The following is a 22621-nucleotide window of genomic DNA, read 5'->3' on the forward strand; positions in this document are numbered from 1 at the left end:
GCTTTTCCTTTTACACTATTTAATGCCGAGGCTACGTTTTTTTCGCACGAGCGTGGATATGTTCACTTGCAGCTTATCTGCACACTGCTGCATGGTGTCTGTCTCTTTCAAGAGGCGTTGGATATACGCACGTTCAAACCGTTCGACCGCTTCTTTTAGCGGCAATAGCTCATCCATTTTGGCGAGATGGAGCGGCAGGGCTGTCTGTTGGGTATTGCGAATGGACGCTGGCAACTGATCAGATGTAATTCGCCCATTTTCACACATGTGGAAAGAACGTTCCACCACATTTTTCAACTCGCGTGTATTCCCTGGCCAATCATAATCCATCAGCGCCTCCAACGCATCTGTTTCGATGCGCATTTCTTGCTGGTACTTCCATTCGAGCTTTTTCAAATAGTAGAAAATGAGAGCCGGAATATCCTCGCGGCGCTCACGTAAGGGTGGAATGGTGAGGGCTAGTACGTTTAGCCGGTAGAACAAATCTTGCCGAAAACGCTTTTGTTCGACCATCGCTTCCAAGTCGCTATTGGTGGCAGCGATGATGCGCATGTTAACCTGACGTGATGTTTTTCCCCCGAGTCTGCGAATCCGCCCATCCTGCAAGACATTCAAGAGCTTCACCTGTAAAGGAAAAGGGAGGTCTCCAATCTCATCGAGAAAAATGGTTCCTCGATCCGCCAGCTCAAACAGTCCCTCCTTCGATTGACTTGCCCCCGTAAAGGCGCCTTTCTCATAGCCAAACAATTCAGACTCGAGCAAATGCTCGGGAATGGCCCCGCAATTTATCTTAATGAATTCCCCTGTACGTCCACTTTGGGCGTGAATGTAGTTCGCCATGACATCCTTACCGACACCAGACTCGCCTAGCAAGAGAACGGGGGAGTCGTTGGTCGCAAATCGTTTGGCGAGTGAAGTGATTCGATGCATGAGCCCGCTGCGATAAATGATCTGCTCGTCAAAGTCACCATCGGTTTGGATATGCTGTAACGCCCTTTGATACGCGGAACTGATTTGACGTGTTTCCTCCAGCTCCTTCTGAAGCTGATTCAACTCTGTTACGTCACGTACATTTCCGACCACAAACAATAATTCCTTGTTTGGATCGAGCAGCGGGGTAGCCGTATTGATCGCTTGCCTTCCGTTCGCATAATCGATTACGACACTATGCGTTTGTTTTGTCAAAATCGTACGTACAGCAGAAGAGTCAGGAACCAGATGCATTTCTTTTTGCTCCATAAAGCTAAAATTATTCAAGATGTCGGCGGGAACTCCCGTGATGTTCAAGTACGCCTCATTGTAGAGCAGGACGTAGCCGTTACGGTCACAGATAGCCAATCCATCGTGGGACGTACTGAAGATGGTCGTCAGCAATTTTACGAGCTCATGATTGTCACTGGCCTGGAAATACTTGGTTTGATACATCGAAGTCCTCCTAAGTGGGCTTGTAAACGGAATAATCAGAATTAATCATCCGTGTGCAATAATGCATATGCAAAAATGATCATTTTCGAAGGGATTTGTTGTGAAATCGCTTTCAATTGTTTGGCATGCTACTTGCTCTTCTATAGGGAGGAAAGCAGAAGCAAGACGAGCAGAATCACATGATTGAAAAAGAGAGGGATGATTCCATGTCTTCATTATATCAGGTATTGAGTCCAGCGGGTGAGCTGGTAGGCGATCTCAAGGGGCAATTAGACGTGGCGACGATGATCAAGATGTATGAAAATATGGTGCTGGTTCGCCAGTTTGACCGCAAATCGATTAACCTGCAACGACAAGGAAGAATGGGTACGTATGCTCCCTTTGAAGGGCAGGAAGCTTCGCAAGTAGGCAGCGCGATGGCATTGACACCCGGAGATTGGCTTTTCCCAACTTATCGAGACCATGCGGCAGCGATCGTCCATGGTCAAGCCATGGCACGAGTGTTCCTCTATTGGATGGGTCACATGGAAGGGAGTATCAGCCCGAAACATTTGCACATCATGCCGCCATGTGTACCGATCGCGACTCAAATGGTTCATGCGGTAGGGACTTCTTGGGCGAGCAAGCTGCAAAACGAAAAGCATGTCAGCATCGCCTACTTTGGTGACGGGGCAAGCTCAGAAGGCGATTTTCATGAGGCATTGAACTTTGCAGGCGTGTTTCAAACACCGACTATCTTCTTCTGTCAAAACAACGGCTTCGCGATCAGTGTTCCGTTTTCCCAGCAGTCAGCATCGAAAACAATTGCACAGCGTTCGGCCGCTTATGACATCCCTGGGATTCGGATAGACGGCAATGATATCTTCGCTGTTTGGCTGACCATGAAAGAAGCCATGCAACGTGCGTTAGAAGGCAAGGGACCGACATTGATTGAAGCTGTGACATTCCGCTATGGTGCACATACAACCGCAGATGATCCGAAGAAATACCGGGATCAAGAGAGCTTGTCCGAGGAATGGCGTCAAGAACGCGATCCACTCCAACGAGTGCGTGTGTATATGGAGAATCAAGGGTTGTGGAACGAAACGAAGGAAGCAGAGCTGATTGCACGGGTGAATGAACAGATCGACGCAGCTCTTGTCGAAGCAGAGAGCTATCCGAAGTCCAAACCGGAAGACATGTTCAAGCACGTCTACGCTGAACCATCGTGGATGGCAACGGAACAGGAGAGCGAGCTCGTCAAGCCATCGAAGCAGGAGGGAATCCCAGCATGAAACGCAAACTGACGATGATTCAAGCCATTACGGAAGCCATGGATCAAAAATTGGCAGATGATTCACGCATCATGCTGCTTGGCGAGGATATTGGCGTGAATGGTGGCGTGTTCCGGGCGACTGAAGATTTGATTCACAAGTACGGTCCGGACCGTGTAGTGGACACGCCGCTTGCTGAAGCAGGAATCATCGGGGCGGCGATCGGCCTTGCCATGAACGGGAAAATTCCTGTGGTCGAAATTCAATTCCTTGCCTTTATTTATCCGGGCTTTGAACAAATTGTTTCTCATGCCGCACGCATGCGCTATCGGACTCGCGGACAGTATCATGTACCGATGGTCATACGCACGCCGTACGGGGCGGGGATTCGCGGTCCTGAGCTGCATTCGGAGAGCGTCGAAACGTTTTTTGCGCATGTCCCGGGCTTAAAGGTTGTGGCACCAAGCACACCGTATGATGCAAAAGGCTTGTTGATTGCAGCAATGGAAGATCCTGATCCGGTTATTTTTTTGGAGCCGACCAAGCTCTATCGCGCATTTAAACAAGAAGTACCGGAAGAAATGTATCGTGTGCCCATCGGAAAAGCGAAGGTCGTTCAGGAAGGCTCGGATGTATCCATTTTTGCTTGGGGAGCGATGCTTCGAGTCGCAGAGGATGCTGCGAAACAGATCGAGCGCGAAAACGGCTTGAGCTGTGAAATCATTGATCTGCGCACGCTCTATCCATTGGATCGGAATACGATCATCGCCTCGGTCAAAAAGACTGGACGTGCAGTTGTCGTACATGAAGCGCATAAGACTGCTGGGTTGGGTGCAGAGATCATCTCCATAATCAATGATGAAGCATTGATCTACATGAAGGCTCCCGTGAAACGGATAACCGGATTTGACGTGCCCGTCCCGCAATTCAGCATCGAGGATGACTATTTGCCAACGGCTGAACGCGTGAAGGACGGAATTATGGAAACGGCTACGTTTTAAGAGAAGGAGCGAGTCATATGGTTGAGTTCAAGCTTCCTGATGTGGGAGAAGGTATGCATGAAGGAGAAATCGTAAAAGTGCTGGTTCGCACGGGTGAATCCGTGCAACAGGATCAGCCGCTGCTGGAGGTGCAGACAGACAAGGTGAATGCCGAGTTGTCCGCGCCAGTGACTGGCATCATTCGTGAAATTTTCATAGCGGAAGGGGAAACAGTAGAGGTCGGAACTACCCTTCTCGTAATCGATGCAGGTACGAATGCAAAGCCGAAAGAGACAAAGCTTCCAGAAAAGGTCGTAAACCCGGATAAGACAGTCAATTTTGCAACAATTCGTGCTGATCACCGCCGCTCATTGGCTACGCCATACGTTCGGCAGTTGGCACGGGAGATGAAGCTGGATATCGAGTTGGTTACGGGTACAGGAGCAGCAGGGCGTGTGACGGAAGAAGATTTGCGCCAATTCGCCAATCGACTGCAAAAATCAGCACCAGCTAAGTTTCCGACGTCCGCAACTGGCAATGAGCGTCAGGTGGAGGCAAGTACAGTGCCGATTGGGACTGAACCGGTTGTTCAGCCGAAAACAGGAACCGCTACTCGTTCAGCCACCTCATCGCAGGGAGATATCGAACGGCTACCGCTAAAAGGCATCCGGAAAAAGATTGCCGAGCATATGGTGAAATCAGTCACAATCATCCCGCATGTTACTTCTGTCGATGAGCTCGAGATGGATCAGTTGCGTGCTTTGCGCGAAAAGATAAAGCCACATGCGGATAAACGGAATATCAAGCTGACCTTCCTGCCGTTCTTTATCAAAGCGCTGGTCATAGCACTGAAGGAATTCCCGACACTGAACGCATCGATTGACGAACGTACGAATGAAATCCTGCTCAAGCGCTTTTACCATATCGGCATTGCAACCGATACGCCTGAGGGCTTGATCGTACCAGTCATCAAGGATGCAGACCACAAATCGATTTTTCAACTCGCAGAAGAAATCGATCAACTGGCACGCTTGGCGCGCGAAGGCAAACTGACCATGGAGCACATAACAGGTGGCACCTTTACGATCAGCAATGTAGGTCCAATCGGGGGACTGCAAGCAACGCCAATCATTAATCACCCCGAAGTGGCGATTATCAGTCTGCACAAAATGGAGAAGCGCTGGGTCGTGCGTGAGGATGAAGGGGTCATTCGCTGGATGATGAACCTGTCACTTTCGTTTGATCATCGCCTGATCGATGGCGTGACGGCGGTACGTTTTACCAACCGGATCAAAGAGCTGCTGGAAGATCCGAATCTATTGTTTGCGGAGATGGTATAGATGGTAGTCGGCGAAGTAGCAGTCGAAACAGATGTGGTTGTCATCGGTGGTGGGCCAGGAGGTTATGCAGCCGCTATTCGTCTCGGACAACTGGGGAAATCGGTCGTTCTGATTGAAAAGGAGGTGCTGGGTGGGGTCTGCTTGAATCGCGGATGCATCCCGTCGAAAGCATTGATTCATACAGCAGGCGAATACCACAAGCTAAATAGTCTGAATAAGCTGGGAATCCAACTGCCGACGGGGAAAGCGACCTTCCATATGCCGAGCTGGCAAACGTGGAAGTCTTCTGTCGTTGCTCAACTGAACAAAGGAGTCGATTATCTCTGTCAGGCCAATCATGTTACAGTCGTGAAGGGGACAGCGACATTTCTCTCGAGTGATCGGATTGGTGTAGAGACGGGTGGTGATTTTGAAACGTACAAATTCAAACAAGCGATTATCGCGACAGGATCACGTCCATTCATTCCCTCGTTTTTGAAAACAGATGGAGAATATGTTCTGGATTCTACCGATATGCTGGCACTGGATGAAGTACCGGAAACACTGGCCATAATCGGCGGTGGCTATATTGGTATGGAGCTCGGGATGGCGTTCGCCAAGCTTGGATCGCAGGTGACTATCATTGAGGCAACCGAGCGCATTTTGCCGCAAACAGCCGCCCATCTTTCTCAGGAAGTGCTTAAGCAGGCGAAACAGCTCGGGATGACGGTAAAGATCGCGACAAAAGTAGAGCAGGCTGAGGTAGCAAACGGAAGAGTTACACTCGTATGCACTTCGGAAAAGAACGGTTCCGAAAGTATCACCGCACATAAAACGCTCGTCACTATAGGGCGAGTGCCTAACACAGGTGAACTCGGACTTGCGCAGGCGGGAGTAGAAATGGACGAGCGCGGCTATATTCCCGTGACATCGACTGGCAGTACAAACAAGTCGCATATTTATGCCATCGGCGATGTCACACCTGGCCCTGCGTTAGCCCATCGTGCAACGAAGCAAGGGATTGTGGCAGCCGAGGTGATCGCAGGGCTACCTAGCTGCGTAGATTCCCCGTATGTACCTTATGTGATTTTTACTGAGCCGCAAATAGCTGGCGTGGGGATGACACGCGAAGAGGCAGAGCTTCAAGGGCACAAAGTCAAGGCAGCGGTGTTCCCTTATCGGGCGAATGGCAGAGCACTCGCCATGGATGAAGGAGAAGGCTTTGCAGAAGTGATTGTAGATCAAGAAAGCCATTTATTGTTGGGAATGCACGTTGTAGGTACTGATGCATCAAACCTGATCGGGGAAGGTGTACTGGCACTTGAGCTTGCTGCACGTGTAGAAGATGTGGCGTTAACCATGCATCCCCATCCCACATTAAGCGAGGTATGGCTGGAAGCTGCCGAAGCGGTATTAGGCCATGCCATTCATATCGTAAACAAATCAAAAGTAGCTGTGAGCAAATAGGTTTATCGTGAAACCTTAAAGGTAAGTGACGGATATTCTTGACAATGATCAGCCTCGGAGCCTGTCAAGATTAGCACTTGCATGAATGTGCTACGCTTGAATTAATCTCGTGCAAAGGATGTGTGGTCATTATGAAATTGAATCACGTCAATCTTACCGTTACGGATGTTCCCGCTGCTTCGGATTTCTTGGAGAAATATTTTGGCCTGAAAAAGTTAGATACGTCGAATGATGCCCGTGGCGATAATTTTGGCGTCCTATTTGACGATAATGGCCTGGTGTTTACCTTGATGAAGGGGGCCGAAGTCCAATATCCCAAGACATTTCATATCGGCTTCATCCAGGAGAGCGAAGAGAAAGTAAATGAAATCAATCAACGCTTAAAAGAAGATGGTTACAAAGTAGCAGCGCCAGTAAGATCGCATGGTTGGACCTTTTATGTGAAAGCTCCTGGTGGATTTACAGTTGAGGTACTTGCGTAACGCGTATACACATAGACGACAGCCTTCTTTTTCTCACAAGAAAAGGGGGCTCTCTTTTTTTCCATAATGGAATCCCAATTGATAAGCACGATCCAACAGTTGCTCGATATGCGCAGGATTTTGCGCCAAGGTGTCATAAAGGAACGCAACCCTCGAATCGTCGATTCCGACGTAACTGGAGATTCCGACATTGAGGTGATGCGCCATCATTTGGTCATAACTTCTTTTTTGAAAATGATCCTCAGGAGCTGCTGCGAGACCGATCCACAATGCATGCTTATGATGTAGTTTACGTGAACCATAAGCAAACCCATTGTTCCAGACGCGATCGATATATCCTTTTAGCATGGCGGGCATGCTGAACCACCAGATCGGAAAAATAAAGGCTAGCGCGTCGTGCTTTTTCATGCGCTCCATTTCAATCTCGACCTCTTCGGAATATTTCTTATCGCCATTGTTCCAATCTGGCTCATCTTCCTCCCATAAAACAGGGTGAAAACCACTGCGATGTAAATCTAAAACTTCCACCTCATGTCCTGCATCTTTTAGGCCCTGAACAAAACGTTCTGCAACGGCAAAGGTCAAGGAATTGGTTCGTGGATGGGTAACAACTGTTAGTACTTTCATTTTTATACACCCTCTATTTCTGTAGGAATTTGTACGCCAAAATCTTTTGATGCGTTTTCACCTCGCACGTAGGCTACCGCAAGCTGGTATATCCGAATCATGCACCATATAATGGAATGTGAAAAGTACGCACTTTTTTGTGCTTTTGATACCAAAAAGTAACATAGGAACAAAAAGGTTCCTGAAAAAATCATAAGCAATGAGGGAGGCCAGCCAATCGATGAGACCAAAGCTCAAACATACATACCAGATTCCTTCTGAAGCAACGCTAGATGTTTTAGGCGGTAAATGGAAAACCTTGATTTTATGTCAGTTATACTACGGCCCAAAAAGAACGAGTGAATTGAAAAAACAAATGCCGGATATTAGTCAAAAAATCCTGACACAGCAGCTTCGCGAGCTAGAAGAGGACGGAATTGTCATCAGGACTGTGTACAGCCAAGTACCGCCAAAGGTCGAGTATGAATTGAGTGAATTGGGTGAAACGCTCAAACCAATCATGGATCTCATGTGTGAATGGGGCGAGCGTTACCTACGGGGGGAAATACCGGGAAAAGAGTCTTAAATACTGATCGGTCGAAGGAGGAACAATCACGTGCATTCACCTTTGTTTGCACTTGTAGACCCTGCAAAAATGCGTTTAGATACAGAGCTTTTCATGGAATTTGACAGAAAGATCAGAAAAGAAAAAGTCGTCAGTTGCCTCATCATTCAAGAGGGGTATCTGGCTTACGAATATCATAAAAACAAGAAGCAAGCGCAAAAACTTCAAAAGATCAATTCTTGCACCAAAAGCTTTATCTCGGCGCTTATCGGCATTGCATTGGAGCAAGGACTGATCGCTGGTTTAGATATACCTATCACTTCCTACTTTCCCTATTTAGAGCAAAAGTCTGTCGATCCCGTTAAACGTTCCATTACCTTGTTTCATTTGCTCACGATGACACCCGGCTTAGATTGGCCAGAGTTCGGTGAGTGGCAATCATTTCCCATGATGCTCTACAGCCCCGATTGGGTGCGATTTGTGCTGGATCGGCCACTGCTGGACCAACCGGGAGAGAAGATGAATTACAATTCTGGTTGTTCACATTTATTGTCTGCCATCCTGCAAAAGGCAACAGGAAGGAGCACATATGAGTTTGCTAAAAAGCATCTCTTTCAACCTCTGAACATCGAAGATTCGTATTGGTATTCTGACAGACAGGGGATTCATAATGGTGCTGACGGATTACGACTTACTTCGCGTGATATGGCAAAGCTGGGGTTACTCTATCTGCAAGGCGGTCAATGGCAAGAAAAGCAAATCGTATCAGCAACGTGGGTTCAAGAATCAATTCAGCCAAAATTTCGGACATATGAGGGGATTGGGTCTTACGGCTTGCATTGGTGGAGTGACAGAATCGATCCAAGCAAGGATTGGACAGAGGACAACTACTATTATTTTGCCCTTGGCTTTGGGGGGCAGTACATACTGATTGTTCCTTCAAGAAAGATGGTTGTTGTATTCAGTAGTGAGCTGTACGACCATTCTTTGCGGCCGCTTGCTTTATTCAGACAGCACATACTTGCAGCGAAATAGAACGAAAACCAGTTCAGGACACGAGCAGGTCCTTCGAACTGGTTTTCCTATTTACAGAAACATTTTACATGGACGTTTCGTCTGTATGGACAAGAGTTTTACTGGCATGGAATTGAAGGCGATACAGCATCCAGACTCCCACGATGAGAATGGCTAGCAGGAGGAAGATGTTGCTGTACACAGATGCTGCCGGGTTTGTTACCAGCGGATTGATCTTCATCGTTGCCGTTTGGTTGTCCAGTGCTTTTCCAATCAGGCTCATAGCAACGGCACCTGAGATGAAATTGAGCATCGAGAATAGTCCCATGCCGACGCCTGTCTGTTCCTTCACGAGCGTTCTCGAAAGTGTATTGGACAAGGCAATTTGCATGAAGGTTTGACCTACATTGCCCAAAATAAGAATGACAGCAATGGCGATTGGCGAGATGCCGACGAAGGTCGAGAGCAGGCTGAAGCATATGAGCATAAAGAAAGCAGCAAGCGAGACAACAAAGAAGTTCCCGCGTTCATCTGCGAGCAGACCGCCTTTGCGTCCCATGAGTGCAGAGGCAATTGCGGCAGGGAAAAGTACAAATCCAATGCTCCCGGCAGACAACTGATTGAGTGCGCTCAAAAATTGCGGGGTCATGAACATGACACTAAAGCTCAAGGCTGTCGAAATAAAAGCGATGAACAAGCCTACTGAAAAGTTTCGATTGCGGAATAATGCGGGTTGAAGAAAGGGATGTTCGGCAGTCCGAATCCGCACGATGAACATGGCCAGCAGCACAATACCTCCTGCGAATAGCAGTCCGCTGCTCTCGGTAATCGACAGGAGAAACAAGGCAACCGTTGAAGCCAATAGTCCTCCTCCGAGAAAGTCAATCGACCCAGGAGCTCCCTTTTCATCGTCCAAATATTTGCGGAAGAACGGGAGAGTAAGGAGCGGCAGCAAAGAAATAAGAAACAGCATGCGCCAGCTTCCAAAGCTAGCCATTAGTCCCGCCACCACCGGACCAAACGCATTTCCCAAGGCGAGTCCGACAGCAGAAGTACCGAGAGCTCGTCCTCGTTGTTCAGGGGCGAAATAGCGAATCGGAATAATCATGGCGGTCGCTGGCAGAACCGATGCACCAGAGGCTTGCAGGATGCGTCCTAGAATGATCATCCAATATTCCGTGGCGAGCATCCCTGCAATAGAGCCGACAGCGAAAATGAGGAGACCGTATGTCAGAAGGTCCTTGAGCCTATATTGGTCAGCGAGCTTGCCAAAAACAACCGAGCCGATGGCATAGATGACCATGTACCCTGTCATAATCCAACTGACCTGCGATGGCATCAGATGGAATTCCTGTGCAATTTCCGGTAAAGCAACATTAAACATCGTTCCATTCATGACCGAAAAAATCAAGGTGACGACAAGGACTCGAAGGAGCTTGTTGCTATTCTCCATGGCAAAATCGGAGTGGTTCATGTGTATTCCTCCATTTCCAGGGTAGTTCTCAAAGGCATTCAGATCGCACGATGTTGCATATAGCGTAAGATTCGCTACAATAATGAGAATACCGACGAAATTAGTGTGTGAACCTCATAGTGAGCTACCTCACTAAATAACTATAAAATAGTGAGTAACCTCTGTAAATGAGGGTATTCGTTTTTCGCACAATTGTCAAGGAGGTCTACCATGCTTACCAATCAAATCAGTCCACCAGCGATTGATATTATTCACATTCTGATTCGAGCCACCTATTCTATTCAGCGAGAATTCGAGACCAAATTGGCTGCTCTTGATATTCCATACCATATCTCTGGGCCAAGGCTACGTTTGCTTTCTATCGTTTCAGAAGCCGGAAAAATTCGCATGAACGAGCTCGCCGCAAAATTAGGTGTAAAGCCGCGCACGGTCACGGATTTTATTGATGCCTTGGAGCGTGACAAGCTGTTGGTGCGGAGCCCTGATCCGACTGATCGCCGTGCTACCTTGATCCAGCTCACGGAATTAGCCCAATCCAGCATTGATCAAGTTTTGGCCCTGCAAGCGGATATTGCCGAAAGTATACTCGAGGATTTGCCAAGTGAGCAGCGGAAGCAATTCTACGCTCTGCTTTTACAGTTGATTGAAAACAAGGATTTGTCAATTCCGTCCAAGGATGCATTCAAGTAAAGCAGGATGTTAGTGGATAAGGAAGGTCTTGTGTACCCATAATACGTTTGACAGACAACAAAGAATTCGGGGTGTTTAGAATGAAAAAATGGAAACTGTTATCGCTCATGCTGATTACCGCGATGGGGTTAAGTGCATGTGGCGGTCCTGCTGCACCGGATGTGCTGGAGCAAGTAGAGGTTGTACCGAAACCTACGTATACAGTAGGGAGTGAAGTCATCTTGAAAGCAAGTCACCAACCGGGGATGCAAGGGGCGAAAGCAAAAATTGTGGGGGCTTACGACACAACGGCCTATTCAGTGACCTATACGCCTACAACGGGTGAGCCCCCTGTGAAGGGTTATAAATGGATCATTCAAGAAGAAATCAAGAACCATATCAAGCAACCGTATGATCCGGGAACGGAAGTCGTCTTGAAGGCGGATCATGTGAAAGGGATGCTCGATGCATCAGCCAAGCTTGATACAGCAAATACAACCACGGTCTATATGATCGATTACACTCCCACGACAGGGGGAGGAGAAGTTAAGAACTACAAATGGGTAACGGAAGATGAGCTATCACCAGTCAAATGATCGATGCCATCCTTATATGAAAAAAGGCAGCCGTGGCTTTTTTAGTGCCAAAGCTGCCTTTCTGCTTTTCCATTGATCGAGCTGTGAGAGGTTACATGCGACGAGACTTCCACTCAGCGAGCATTTGGTTGAGGGATTCACTGTATAGGTCAATTGCTTCCAGCGTCTCATGGAATCGCTGTATAACTAGCTCACTTTGCTTCAAACTTTCCATTTGCATTCCTTTTTCTATGACATTCTTTAATGATAGGACTCGTTCTAAACCCTGTATTAGCTCTTCCTCAATTGCGTCCGGTGCCATGATGTAATAGCTCACACGGTCGCCTGTCACACTCTTTTTTTCCGCGAATCCAATTTTCAAAAGCATGCGCATATTGGTAGACACGCTTCCTAGACTGACTTGTAATGTAGTGGCAATCTGCTCAGATGAAAGGGGTTGCTGAGAGACCATCAACAGTCCAATAATTCGCCCAGCAATTCTGGATAATCCCTGATTTTCGTGATGGAGAGCCATTTCTTCAATCAATTGCATCGTTTCTGCCGTTAATTTATCCAACTTTATGACTCCTTTTTCCTCGTTTTGCCCGATTTCCATGCTTTAGTCTATTATACTACCAATAGTCATCGCTTTCTTCAGAAAATACCAAAAGAAAATGCGCCTGCTCTGCTGACAGGCGCTCACGTCATTCTTTATTTTAGTGGCGTGGCAGTACTTTCATGGGTTTGACGAAGATATTCCATTATCATCAAGGCAGAACCTAGCTGGACACCGCACAATTCGCGCAGCGGACGCATCGACCAGTTAAAAAAGGAGAGGAGCTCCTGTAAGCCTTGATCCAGCCATTTTTCTGAATCTGCTCGAATCTCTGAAAGGATGATGTTGTCGGGCTGGGCGTCCAGCATGCGGATCAGCATGCTGCAGCAGCATAGAGAGCTCCATAAAGTACGTAATTTCAGGTCAAACATTTCCGCTACTGTTGCGAAGCGTGCTGAAGATGCCTCACTTTCAGCTGATTGTAAATGATGGGATCGAAATTCCTCCATACCGATCAGAAAATCCTCTACAGATCGCTGAAATCTGGTTGGTACCGTTATGAATGCCTGTGCGCTTTGGTACTGTTTGGATAAAAAAGCAATCTGTTCACCTTCCAGTTTGGCTATTTCTAGCGTAGCATCCTTGTAGCTATGAGTGGTTTCAGATTTATCTCCCATCCGTGGGTCCGTAAACAACGATATTTCCGAAACAAGGCAAAAAGTACGGTAACGTGCCCCAGCATAATCGCGGGATGAGCCACCCATGAGGATTGCTTTCGCAGGATCTTCTCCAGTAGGCAGGATACTTTGGTAGTAATCGTACATAGCAGACAGCTCAGGCAGTTGATAAAAACCGGCTTGGATAGGGGGCATGAATGGTGCCTCCGGTTCGCCGATCATCAGCGGTAATTGATGATCCTGGGTTAGTTTTATGATCTGTTGGCACAATGCGTCGGGAAGAGGAGTCGATACATAATAAAACGTTCCAGTTTGATCGGAGCTGTGCAAGCTGTTGAGGAAATGGGGCTTGGCTTCATCAATCGCCCGCATAAATGCTACGGTTTCAGGAATGGGTTCGCTGAAGCTGAACGTTTTATACGCATACGGGAATGTCCATTCTACTTGTTCGAGCATACTGGGACGATAGTAGCTGCGGATGTAACGATCTGGAGAAAATGGGCCGCCGTACCAACCTTCATTCAGTCGGCAGCCATCTACATCGATTTCTTTGATGATATAAAAGGTGTAATCCATTTGCTCTAATAGGGCAGTATCCTCACATAGCTTTTTGCTGAGATACTCTAGCGATAGAGCTCCAATCGGCTCATTTGGATGTGGACAACCGACAAACAGCGCGCGATGCTGGCCATTTCCAATTCGCAGCATGAGGATTGGGTGACCTTCTGTTGAGTGACCGATGGTACTGAGGGTAACAAGATCTGGATAGGCGGCTGCTAATTCACGGGAAGAGGTGTCCAAATCCTCAATGGTTAGAAAATGTGAAAAGTCAGGCATTTCTTGCAGCAGTTTTTGAATGAAATCAGTCAAGCTCCTCACTCCTTTTGATATGGATAAGAAAGGATGAAACAAGTGCAATTCCTGCACCTACTAGCAACAAGGAAAAACCGGCTTGAAAGGAGAACGCCTGAATAAATGCGCCCATCGCGATTGGGGTAAAAATACTTGCCAGTTTTCCTCCGGTTAACAGAATGCCACTAGCAGTGCCCAAAGCATCCGAGGGAATAATACGCATGGTAAGTCCAATAATGGGTTGAGTGGTAAGGGAGAGAAAAAACAAAGAGATCGACTCAAACAACAGAAACTGGTTGACATTGTCAGATAGGATCATAAGCGTAAAGAGAATCGTTGAGAACAGAAGGGACGGAATGACCATCGATCGAAACTTTTGATGAAAATAACGGTCAAACAACCAACCTCCTGCCAAATAGCCAAGCATGGAAATGAGAAGAGGAAGCGATGCGTATAAGCCTGATTGGGTAATAGCGAGATGTTTTTCCGTTGTTAAGTAGGTAGGTACCCATGTTAAGCATCCAACCATCACGATTTGAATTCCGCAGAGCATACTTGTTAGTTTCCACAAATGCCCGTTACGGAAAAGAGATAGAAAAGGGATGGGGTTCGACTCTGATGATACTGAGCATGATGGTGATTCATTCACGAAAGGACGGGGAAGGAATATCCAGAGAATGGGGGCCAAGAGCAGGCCGATTAATGCTGTAACAAAAGTAGCTTCCTGCCATCCCAGTATCGCAATCAATGGTGCTACTAGAAAAGGGGCAAGTCCAGTCCCAATTGGTTCGGCTGATGAAACGATGGATACTGTGGTCGTACGGATGTTTGCAGGTGTTCGTTCGGCAATCGCTTTTAACATAGCAGGCATTAGGGGGGCATCGATAAACCCCAACAAAAAACGGATAACGAGTAAGGCTGCAAAACTTGTGACCGCCCCTGTAAGCGCAGTCAATATTGCCCACAGTACCAAGTTGATTACAATAATCTGCTTCGATCCTCGTTTATCAGCAATGATCCCTCCTGGAATGGTAAAAATCGCGAAGCCTAAAAAATAAACACTGACGATTGCACCTTGCTCCACTGGATTTAGCTGAAATTCCTCTCCAATTAGAGGTAGTGCAATAATGATGCTGTACGAGCCGAGTACCCCTATGAGTATAGTGACAAACAAGAGCACAGCACTGATCGAAGTTGCCTTTTTCATGTGCATCACTTCCTAAAAGATGTTATGAGTAATATATTAAGTATTTTCAGTTATTTTAGTCAATACTGAAATTACTGAAATAAGTGTCACTTGAAAAAACTCCTAAGCCAACAGGGAAACCATGTTACAATAGGAAAAGGGATTTGTTTCCACTATAAAAGATGTGATAGAAATGAAAACAGCCCAAAATAAATGTATGGAGTTGAAGGAAATGCCCCAGCTAAGGGATATCATTACTCCCGTACATGAGTGTCTCTCCCCCGAACATACCTTGTCTGACGCTATTCAATTCGTACAGCGGACTAAATGGGATACGATTCCTGTTACCGATGAGTATCAAAAATTGCATGGAGTACTGACCAGAAGCAGCCTCAATCAAGCCATTCTAGATGGACAACCATTGACGAGCGTCATTCATCCACTCATTAAAAAAGACGTCATTTGGACTCATATTGACAGTTCGGTCAGCGACATCCAAGAAATCATTCAAAAAGCAGAAGTGGGGAACATCGTCATTTTGAATGATGACCACCAAGTGACCGGAATGCTTACCAAAACGGACATCATTTTCACATTGTTTCGAGCTACGAGTTCTTTGAAGGATCAACTAGAAGAAATTCTGGTACGATCAGAGCTCGGCGCGATCATCACAGATGATTCCGAACGGATTACCTTTGTAAATCAGAAAATTTGCAAAATGACTGGGCTGACACAAGCAGAACTGCTCCAGCGTGAGGTAACGTCGCTCATTTCAGGTATTCAATTAGAGTCCATGGAGCCTTCCGATCATTATCGGCTACAACTAGGGAATAGTCATGCCGTTACCCGTATTTCTCGCTTTGGGAAAAAAGGGTGTATCCTTTTGTTTCAAGATGTATCACAAGTGGAAAAAATGGCCCAGGAGTTACAGAGCGTAGTCAAATGGAAGAGTATTTTGCAGACGGTCATCGATAATGCGTACGAAGGTCTTATCATGATCAATGAATGGAAAGAAGTTAACTTCGTGAGTCCATCCTTACTTGAACTTTTTGAGTTTGAAGAATCGCAGATTTTATATAAGCCAATCCATGACGTCCTCCCTCAATTGGGACTCGACCGCGTCATGAAATCAGGTCTTCCGGAATATAGCGAGATGATGCAGGTAAAAGGCATTCGATATACCGTGCATCGCGTCCCCATTATGCAAGACGACGAAATCATCGGGGTTATCGGAAAAATCTCGTTTCGTGGCCTGCACGAAATGAAAGAAGTCGTACGTAGACTGGAAAAGAGTGAAAAAGAAGAGAAGCAAACTCCACAAGTGCAGCACGAGACCTCCCGCTTCTCATTTGAGCAGATTCTTACACAAGACCCCCAGATGGAGAAAATTATACGCAGCGCCATGAAGACGGCCAAAGGAAATTCGACTGTTCTGATCAGAGGCGAAAGTGGAACCGGAAAAGAGCTGTTCGCCCATGCGATCCACAGCATGAGCTGGCGCAATAATGGCCCTTTTGTAACGGTCAATTGCGCCGCGATCCCAGAGCATTTATTGGAATCAGAATTTTTTGGATATGAAGAAGGAGCCTTCTCGGGTGCCAAGCAAAAAGGTAAAAAAGGGAAGTTTGATTTGGCAAATGGGGGAACTCTGTTTCTAGATGAAGTAGGAGATATGTCGCTGCAACTGCAGGCGAAAATGCTTCGTGTCCTCCAAGAAAAGGAATTTTACCGGGTGGGTGGAACAGAGCGCATCCAAGTCGATGTACGCATTATAGCAGCAACGCATCGTTCCCTGGAGGAAATGGTCAGAAATGGGGAATTCCGAAACGACTTGTTCTATCGATTAAACGTCATCTCTTTTGAAATCCCGCCACTGGCGAAAAGGAAAAAAGATATTTTGGTGTTTATTCCTTTCTTCATGGAAGAATTAAATCGCTTGAACGGGACAAGCATTACGGGAATTGACCCGCTTGCCGAAAAAGCCATGATCGATTACGATTGGCCGGGCAACGTACGTGAACTTCGAAATGTCATGGAGCGCGCGATGCTGTTCAGTGAACACGGAAAAATTGAGCTAGCAGATTTGCCCGAATACATGTTGGGTCATGGAAAAAATGAAATGACCGCATTCTCATTTGATTCAGAGAGCTCCCTTATGGAAAAGGCCGAAAGAGCGGCAGTACAACAAGCGTTGGAGCAATCGGGCGGCAACAAATCCAAGGCTGCCAAATTACTGGGAGTAAGCAGATCCGTGTTATATGATCGTCTGAAAAAATACCAATGAACTGTACAAGAGTAAATCGTGGATGACTTCTGGATGGGACGGAAGTCATTTTTTTATGCCAACTTGTCTGTATTTTCTACATCTGTCTGTAAGGTGTGTTTCATCACTATACATAACAACATCTAGCCAAAAGGAAAGGAAGAGAAAGTAAAGAATCATGTGTGGTTGGCATGACAATTGCTCTTTCTGAATATTGCGTCTAATTAAACGTTGTACCCGAAAGGAGGAAACCCTACCAACTCATCTTGCTATTTTTCCCCGTTTTCAATAACAGCTAAAGAATGGAAGGGGAGTAATTACATGCGCTGGATTGTCCTAACACTCTTGTTTTTTGCTTATGTCATCAACTATGCGGATAAGGCGATCATTGGATATGCAGCAGATCCGTTGATGAAGGAGCTTGGCTTGAATAGTACTCAATGGGGAATGGTTGGAAGCAGTTTTTATTGGTTGTTTGCCATCTCAGCTTTATTAGGAGGGACATGGTCAGATCGAATCGGGACTTCGAAAATGATCGTGGTTCTATTGCTTGCCTGGACAGTTCTGCAGTTTGGTTCCTACGCCATTATGACATTGCCGATGCTGATCTTGTATCGGTTAATGCTGGGGGCCTTTGAAGGGCCGTTTACTCCGGTAGCGATGAGTCATGCTGCCAAATGGTTTCCTCCCGAAAAACGAGGAATAGCATTTGCTGTCATCGTCTCTGGTGCCAGTGTCGGCGGAATTATTTCAGCGCCGATTCTTGTTGCCCTGATAGAAAAGTATGGCTGGCGGTTGACGTTTGCACTTTTAGGTGTCGTCAGTCTGGTTTTGGTTTTCGTCTGGTTGTTTGTGGATCGAAAAAACAAGAATCATCCAAGTAATCAAACGGCTCCATCCCATGTGAAAAAGTTGAGATGGGCTGATATAGCTCCCGTATTGCGCAATCCCGCTTGTTTTCTCACCCTCGCTTTAGCGTTCTCTGCTCTGTGGCTCTCCACTTGGTTACTCGTTTGGCTGCCACTGTATATGACAAAGGTACTGCAACTAGAGCCAATGAACATGGCTTATGCAGTCGCTGGAAGCGGTATTGCAGCCACCGTCATGGTATTGCTGCTCTCATCCATTTCAGATCGCATTTATAAGAAAACCAATAGCTATTTCAAATCGCGGGTTCTGGTACCAGGGATCGTCACGCTCATCGGTGGCCTTTTTCTAGCTATGATGCCTGCTTTTGAGTCTTTTATCTGGATTTATATTGCTTTGTGTCTAGCAAAAACATCGAGTTACAGTAATGCTGCTGTAGGCCCGCAAATACTGATTAAGCTCATGCCTGAACGCGCTGGTTTCATGACGAGCATTTTTTCGTTCATTACCAATATGGCCTCCATCGTTGCACCGGTTATAACAGGAATTTTAGTGCAAGCAGCAGGTAATAACCTTGTGCTCGGATTTCATTACTCACTGTACGTCATTGTGGGGCTTTTCATCGTAACGGGGATTCTCTTTTTGTTGTTTGTCAGACCGGATCAACCGTCCAAAGAAGTTCCCCCTCATGTAGAGACCGTATAAAATGTCTGAAAAAAAGATGGTTTGGTTCGAATGCCTGTTTGAAAATCAAACAATCCGACAGCTTTCGTATTGATTTTGTCATAAGAAACTACTTTTTTGCGTTGGCATGACATTTGCTATTTCTCTTTTACAAAATCGAGATGTAAGGAGAAACAGCGATGAGTCTGGTAAAGGTTGAAAAACGAGAGAGAATCGCGATTGTCACTATCGACAATCCGCCGATGAACGCATTAAGTGCTGCGGTCAAAGAAGAGTTGCGCATCACTTTCGCTGAGCTCCATGCCAACGCCGACGTTCTGGCGATTATTTTGACAGGGGCCGGGCAAAAAGCATTTGTAGCCGGAGCCGACATCAAGGAGCTGCCAAAACGAATCGGGAATCCGAATTTGCTGCCTCAATTTATGGAGAATCACAACTTTTTTAACAGCGTTGATTATTCGCCGAAACTGACGATTGCTGTATTAAATGGATACACACTTGGCGGAGGCTGCGAGCTTGCCTTGACTTGTGATCTGCGGATTGCCGAAAAGCACGCATTGATTGGGGTGCCAGAGGTGAAGCTCGGGTTGCTTCCTGGAGCAGGCGGTACACAACGTTTGCCTCGTCTGATTGGAGAGGCGAAAGCAAAAGAATTGTTGTTTACAGGCGAGCATATTTCCGCCGATGAGGCCATGCGGATTGGCTTGGTTAATCGTGTAGTACCCACTGGTGAGGGATTGAGCGCAGCGCTAACGCTTGCACACAAGATTTGCCAAAATTCGCCTTCTGCTCTCCAGCATATTAAAAAAGCAGTTGATGAAGGAATAGAATTACCTTTTCAGCAAGCACTTGAGCTAGAGGCCGAGCTTTTCCAAGAGCTTTTTTTGAAAGAAGACGTAAAAGAAGGCGTACAAGCATTTTTAGAAAAAAGAAGCCCACAGTTTCACGGGAACTAGCTGAAAAAGGGGAAAAGGACAATGGAACTCAAAAACAGTGTTGTCGCAGTAACGGGTGGTGCTTCAGGTCTGGGCGAGGCTACCGTGAAACATATCGTGGCACATGGTGGAAAAGCACTCATAATGGATTTCAATGAGGAGAAGGGAACCGAGCTGGCTGAAGCGCTGGGCGACCAGGTTCTCTACGTGAAAACAAACGTCGTCGAAGAAGCAAATGTCAGGTCAGCATTAGACCAAGGTGTGGAAAAATTCGGCAAGATAACGGCGGTTGTTAACTGCGCAGGTATCGGCGGGTCCCAGAAAACGTATGGCAAAAACGGCCCATTCGATCTCGTTCTGTTTACCAAAATTATTCATGTCAACTTGATCGGAACCTTTAATGTCATTCGGTTAGCGGCTGAGAAAATGAGCGAAAACGAACCGAACGAGCAAGGGGAAAGAGGTGTAATCGTCAATACAGCTTCTGCTGCTGCCTTTGAAGGACAAATAGGTCAAGCTGCCTACAGTGCTTCGAAGGGAGGAGTCGTTGGGATGACGCTTCCGATTGCAAGGGATCTATCCTCGTATGGCATTCGTGTCGTTACAATCGCACCAGGTCTTTTTGAGACGCCCATGCTAGGCAGAGCTCCCGAGCATCTCAAGCAAGCGTTAAGCGCCATGGTGCCATTCCCACAGCGTTTAGGACAGCCGAATGAATTTGCCCATCTCGTTCAAAGCATCATCGAAAACCCGATGTTAAACGGGGAAGTCATCCGTTTAGATGGTGCACTGCGAATGCAGCCGAAGTAAACGAAAACAAACGAAGCCTGGAGGAGAACGCAGATGAACATTTTAGTCTTGTTAAAACAAACCTTTGATACTGAAGAAAAAATCGTGATTCAGAACGGGCAGATCAATGAAGAAGGCATCGAGTTTATCGTGAATCCTTATGACGAATATGCTGTCGAGGAAGCAGTCAAGCTCAAGGAAGAAAACGGAGCAGAGGTCACTGTGATCACCGTTGGCCCAGAACGTGCGGAAGGCGCACTTCGAACAGCACTTGCGATGGGAGCGGATAAAGCGATACTCGTCGATCCAGGTGAAACCGAAGCTGATGAATATACGATTGCTCGATTGATCACTGCAGCCATCAAGGATCAGTCATTTGATTTGATTCTCGGGGGCAATATGTCAGTAGATACGGGGGGAGGACAGGTTGCGATTCGGGTTGCAGAGGCACTGGGTATCCCACATATATCTACGATTACGAAGCTTACAATCGATGGCGACAGAGCTACGGTCGAAAGGGACGTAGAAGGCGATATGGAGGTCATCGAAGTAAGCCTTCCATTCTTGGCGACAGCTCAGCAAGGGTTAAATGAGCCGCGCTACCCGTCTTTGCCAGGCATTATGAAAGCGAAGAAAAAGCCAATGGAGCGTTTGACTCTGGAAGATTTGGCTCTCGCCAATGAGGAGAGAAAGGCCCGCACAACGATTGTCGAGCAGTATTTGCCAGCCAAGAAGCAAGCAGGTCGCCTAATGAACGGAGAAATCAAGGAACAGGTAACCGAATTGGCACAACTGCTGCGCACAGAAGCGAAGGTCATATAAAGAAAAAGGAGAGGATTCATCATGAGCAAAAAGGTTCTGGTGTTTACCGAAGTAAAAGACGGAAAATTACGAAATGTATCTCTCGAGGCGTTAACTGTCGCGAATCAGGTCGCGGCAGGAGGAGAAGTCATCGCGGCGCTGTTCTCGCCGAATGCGGAGGCGTATGTGCAGGATATCAGCAAATACGGAGCCACTACCTTGTATATAACGAAAAACGAAGCGCTATCTACGGGTACTTCTGAGGCGTATAGCCAAGCATTTATGCAACTCATTCACGAAGTGCAACCAGACGCCGTCTTGGTTGGTCATACATCATTGGGAAAAGATATCTCTCCAAGAGTGGCAGCCAAATGCGGAGCGGGACTCCTTTCTGATTGTACGGCTGTAGAGACAAACGGGGAGCAAATCACGTTCGTTCGTCCGATCTATGCGGGGAAAGCGTTTCAGAAAAAGAACTTCCAAGAAGGAATGGTGTTCGCAACCCTGCGCCCCAATAATTTTGAAATCATAGAGACGGCGGTGCAAACTACACTCGTAGAATTTCAGCCAGAAATCTCTGATCTTCGTACCATCATCAAGGAAGTCGTGCGAAAAACAGCAAGTGGTATCGATCTCAGCGAGGCCAAGATCATCGTCGCGGGTGGGCGTGGTGTGAAAAGCGCGGAAGGCTTTCAACCACTGCAAGAATTGGCTCAAGCACTTGGTGGAGCAGTGGGAGCCTCCCGTGGAGCTTGTGATGCCGATTACTGCGATTACTCCTTGCAAATCGGACAAACAGGAAAAGTAGTAACACCCGATCTGTATATTGCGTGCGGCATCTCAGGTGCTATTCAACACTTGGCGGGGATGTCAAATTCAAAGATTATCGTGGCCATTAACAAAGACCCGGAAGCCCCAATCTTTCAAATTGCCGACTACGGAATCGTGGGAGACTTGTTTGAAGTCGTTCCACTGTTGACGGAAGAATTAAAGAAAGTGCTCGTATCGTAATCCCAGGAACTGTCTGGAAAATATACTACCTGTGTCTGGTATCGTAATGATTTCAAACAACTTCCCTCAATCAAATGACGATTTATGTACGCAAAACAATGATTTTCTTTTGGTATGATCCTTGCTTTTGTATAGAAGTATTATCTAGACATCCTTTCCTCACATCGAATG

Annotated in this window: 21 protein-coding genes; 15 read left to right on the plus strand and 6 right to left on the minus strand. The window is 46.7% G+C overall.

Going from position 1 to position 22621, the window contains the following annotated elements; translation table 11 throughout:
* Positions 1-15: 15 nt before the first annotated feature.
* Positions 16-1425: a sigma-54 interaction domain-containing protein gene (locus ASG16_RS26800; RefSeq protein ID WP_056494350.1), complete on the minus strand. Its 1410-nt coding sequence runs from the start codon at positions 1423-1425 to the stop codon at positions 16-18.
* A 206-nt stretch (positions 1426-1631) separates the two neighbouring features.
* Between ASG16_RS26800 and pdhA the strand changes: the two genes are divergently transcribed.
* The 5 genes from pdhA (at position 1632) to ASG16_RS26825 (ending at position 6926) form a co-directional block, all read left to right on the plus strand.
* A complete protein-coding gene (gene pdhA / locus ASG16_RS26805; RefSeq protein ID WP_056494494.1) occupies positions 1632-2699 on the plus strand; it encodes a pyruvate dehydrogenase (acetyl-transferring) E1 component subunit alpha in 1068 nt (355 codons plus the stop codon).
* Complete coding sequence (locus ASG16_RS26810) at positions 2696-3679, plus strand: alpha-ketoacid dehydrogenase subunit beta (protein WP_056494347.1); 984 nt, start codon at positions 2696-2698, stop codon at positions 3677-3679. The genes pdhA and ASG16_RS26810 overlap by 4 nt, the downstream gene beginning before the upstream one ends.
* Before the next feature lie 17 nt (positions 3680-3696).
* Positions 3697-4998: a dihydrolipoamide acetyltransferase family protein gene (locus ASG16_RS26815; protein WP_056494344.1), complete on the plus strand. Its 1302-nt coding sequence runs from the start codon at positions 3697-3699 to the stop codon at positions 4996-4998.
* A complete protein-coding gene (gene lpdA / locus ASG16_RS26820) occupies positions 4999-6444 on the plus strand; it encodes a dihydrolipoyl dehydrogenase (RefSeq protein ID WP_056494341.1) in 1446 nt (481 codons plus the stop codon). It abuts the gene before it with no gap.
* A 131-nt stretch (positions 6445-6575) separates the two neighbouring features.
* Complete coding sequence (locus tag ASG16_RS26825; RefSeq protein ID WP_056494338.1) at positions 6576-6926, plus strand: VOC family protein; 351 nt, start codon at positions 6576-6578, stop codon at positions 6924-6926.
* A 33-nt stretch (positions 6927-6959) separates the two neighbouring features.
* Here the strand turns inward: ASG16_RS26825 and ASG16_RS26830 are convergent, their stop codons facing one another.
* Positions 6960-7553: an NAD(P)H oxidoreductase gene (locus ASG16_RS26830; RefSeq protein ID WP_056494335.1), complete on the minus strand. Its 594-nt coding sequence runs from the start codon at positions 7551-7553 to the stop codon at positions 6960-6962.
* 220 nt (positions 7554-7773) lie between these two features.
* Here ASG16_RS26830 and ASG16_RS26835 point away from each other — a divergent pair, with 220 nt between their 5' ends.
* Together ASG16_RS26835 and ASG16_RS26840 are read left to right on the plus strand one after the other, a co-directional pair.
* Entirely contained in the window at positions 7774-8118 is a 345-nt protein-coding gene (locus ASG16_RS26835; protein ID WP_007721669.1) for a winged helix-turn-helix transcriptional regulator, read from the plus strand.
* Between the two features lie 30 nt (positions 8119-8148).
* On the plus strand, positions 8149-9132 hold the full coding sequence (locus ASG16_RS26840; protein ID WP_241970840.1) for a serine hydrolase domain-containing protein: 984 nt from the start codon (positions 8149-8151) through the stop codon (positions 9130-9132).
* A gap of 64 nt (positions 9133-9196) precedes the next feature.
* Here the strand turns inward: ASG16_RS26840 and ASG16_RS26845 are convergent, their stop codons facing one another.
* Positions 9197-10585 carry an MFS transporter gene (locus tag ASG16_RS26845; RefSeq protein ID WP_056494332.1) on the minus strand — a complete coding sequence of 463 codons (1389 nt, stop codon included), beginning with the start codon at positions 10583-10585 and terminating at the stop codon, positions 9197-9199.
* A 210-nt stretch (positions 10586-10795) separates the two neighbouring features.
* Here ASG16_RS26845 and ASG16_RS26850 point away from each other — a divergent pair, with 210 nt between their 5' ends.
* Positions 10796-11275, plus strand: a complete 480-nt coding sequence (locus ASG16_RS26850; RefSeq protein ID WP_048032890.1) for a MarR family winged helix-turn-helix transcriptional regulator — start codon at positions 10796-10798, stop codon at positions 11273-11275.
* 80 nt (positions 11276-11355) lie between these two features.
* Positions 11356-11850: a YdhK family protein gene (locus ASG16_RS26855; protein WP_048035814.1), complete on the plus strand. Its 495-nt coding sequence runs from the start codon at positions 11356-11358 to the stop codon at positions 11848-11850.
* Positions 11851-11941: 91 nt separating this feature from the next.
* Here ASG16_RS26855 and ASG16_RS26860 read toward each other — a convergent pair whose 3' ends face one another.
* The 3 genes from ASG16_RS26860 to ASG16_RS26870 form a co-directional block, all read right to left on the minus strand.
* Positions 11942-12406 (minus strand): GbsR/MarR family transcriptional regulator, encoded by a 465-nt coding sequence (locus ASG16_RS26860; RefSeq protein WP_241970841.1) that lies wholly within the window; start codon positions 12404-12406, stop codon positions 11942-11944.
* 134 nt (positions 12407-12540) lie between these two features.
* Positions 12541-13932: a M14 family zinc carboxypeptidase gene (locus ASG16_RS26865; protein WP_056494329.1), complete on the minus strand. Its 1392-nt coding sequence runs from the start codon at positions 13930-13932 to the stop codon at positions 12541-12543.
* A complete protein-coding gene (locus ASG16_RS26870; protein ID WP_056494326.1) occupies positions 13925-15121 on the minus strand; it encodes an MFS transporter in 1197 nt (398 codons plus the stop codon). The genes ASG16_RS26865 and ASG16_RS26870 overlap by 8 nt, the downstream gene beginning before the upstream one ends.
* A gap of 211 nt (positions 15122-15332) precedes the next feature.
* On the opposite strand from ASG16_RS26870, the gene ASG16_RS26875 reads away from it, so the two are divergent.
* The 6 genes from ASG16_RS26875 (at position 15333) to ASG16_RS26900 (ending at position 22450) form a co-directional block, all read left to right on the plus strand.
* The gene (locus ASG16_RS26875) at positions 15333-17384 is read left to right on the plus strand and encodes a sigma-54-dependent Fis family transcriptional regulator (protein WP_056494486.1); all 2052 of its coding nucleotides are present in this window, start codon (positions 15333-15335) and stop codon (positions 17382-17384) included.
* A gap of 300 nt (positions 17385-17684) precedes the next feature.
* Positions 17685-18935: an MFS transporter gene (locus tag ASG16_RS26880; protein WP_056494323.1), complete on the plus strand. Its 1251-nt coding sequence runs from the start codon at positions 17685-17687 to the stop codon at positions 18933-18935.
* A 158-nt stretch (positions 18936-19093) separates the two neighbouring features.
* Positions 19094-19870, plus strand: a complete 777-nt coding sequence (locus ASG16_RS26885) for an enoyl-CoA hydratase/isomerase family protein (protein ID WP_056494320.1) — start codon at positions 19094-19096, stop codon at positions 19868-19870.
* Positions 19871-19891: 21 nt separating this feature from the next.
* Entirely contained in the window at positions 19892-20659 is a 768-nt protein-coding gene (locus ASG16_RS26890; protein WP_056494319.1) for a 3-hydroxyacyl-CoA dehydrogenase, read from the plus strand.
* Positions 20660-20692: 33 nt separating this feature from the next.
* Positions 20693-21460, plus strand: coding sequence for an electron transfer flavoprotein subunit beta/FixA family protein (locus ASG16_RS26895; protein ID WP_056494317.1), 768 nt, complete (start codon positions 20693-20695; stop codon positions 21458-21460).
* A gap of 21 nt (positions 21461-21481) precedes the next feature.
* Positions 21482-22450, plus strand: coding sequence for an electron transfer flavoprotein subunit alpha/FixB family protein (locus ASG16_RS26900; RefSeq protein ID WP_056494315.1), 969 nt, complete (start codon positions 21482-21484; stop codon positions 22448-22450).
* Positions 22451-22621: the final 171 nt, after the last annotated feature.

This window comes from Brevibacillus sp. Leaf182 (assembly GCF_001423865.2).
Classification (GTDB): Bacteria; Bacillota; Bacilli; order Brevibacillales; family Brevibacillaceae; genus Brevibacillus; species Brevibacillus brevis_C.

Coding starts and splice junctions, on each gene's coding strand:
- ASG16_RS26875 (WP_056494486.1), top strand. CDS start 15,333: ATGCCCCAGCTAAGGGATATCATTACTCCCGTACATGAGTGTCTCTCC.
- ASG16_RS26880 (WP_056494323.1), top strand. CDS start 17,685: ATGCGCTGGATTGTCCTAACACTCTTGTTTTTTGCTTATGTCATCAAC.
- ASG16_RS26845 (WP_056494332.1), bottom strand. CDS start 10,585: ATGAACCACTCCGATTTTGCCATGGAGAATAGCAACAAGCTCCTTCGA.
- ASG16_RS26855 (WP_048035814.1), top strand. CDS start 11,356: ATGAAAAAATGGAAACTGTTATCGCTCATGCTGATTACCGCGATGGGG.
- ASG16_RS26870 (WP_056494326.1), bottom strand. CDS start 15,121: ATGAAAAAGGCAACTTCGATCAGTGCTGTGCTCTTGTTTGTCACTATA.
- pdhA (WP_056494494.1), top strand. CDS start 1,632: ATGTCTTCATTATATCAGGTATTGAGTCCAGCGGGTGAGCTGGTAGGC.
- ASG16_RS26895 (WP_056494317.1), top strand. CDS start 20,693: ATGAACATTTTAGTCTTGTTAAAACAAACCTTTGATACTGAAGAAAAA.
- ASG16_RS26885 (WP_056494320.1), top strand. CDS start 19,094: ATGAGTCTGGTAAAGGTTGAAAAACGAGAGAGAATCGCGATTGTCACT.
- ASG16_RS26815 (WP_056494344.1), top strand. CDS start 3,697: ATGGTTGAGTTCAAGCTTCCTGATGTGGGAGAAGGTATGCATGAAGGA.
- ASG16_RS26900 (WP_056494315.1), top strand. CDS start 21,482: ATGAGCAAAAAGGTTCTGGTGTTTACCGAAGTAAAAGACGGAAAATTA.
- ASG16_RS26850 (WP_048032890.1), top strand. CDS start 10,796: ATGCTTACCAATCAAATCAGTCCACCAGCGATTGATATTATTCACATT.
- lpdA (WP_056494341.1), top strand. CDS start 4,999: ATGGTAGTCGGCGAAGTAGCAGTCGAAACAGATGTGGTTGTCATCGGT.
- ASG16_RS26830 (WP_056494335.1), bottom strand. CDS start 7,553: ATGAAAGTACTAACAGTTGTTACCCATCCACGAACCAATTCCTTGACC.
- ASG16_RS26825 (WP_056494338.1), top strand. CDS start 6,576: ATGAAATTGAATCACGTCAATCTTACCGTTACGGATGTTCCCGCTGCT.
- ASG16_RS26890 (WP_056494319.1), top strand. CDS start 19,892: ATGGAACTCAAAAACAGTGTTGTCGCAGTAACGGGTGGTGCTTCAGGT.
- ASG16_RS26800 (WP_056494350.1), bottom strand. CDS start 1,425: ATGTATCAAACCAAGTATTTCCAGGCCAGTGACAATCATGAGCTCGTA.
- ASG16_RS26810 (WP_056494347.1), top strand. CDS start 2,696: ATGAAACGCAAACTGACGATGATTCAAGCCATTACGGAAGCCATGGAT.
- ASG16_RS26835 (WP_007721669.1), top strand. CDS start 7,774: ATGAGACCAAAGCTCAAACATACATACCAGATTCCTTCTGAAGCAACG.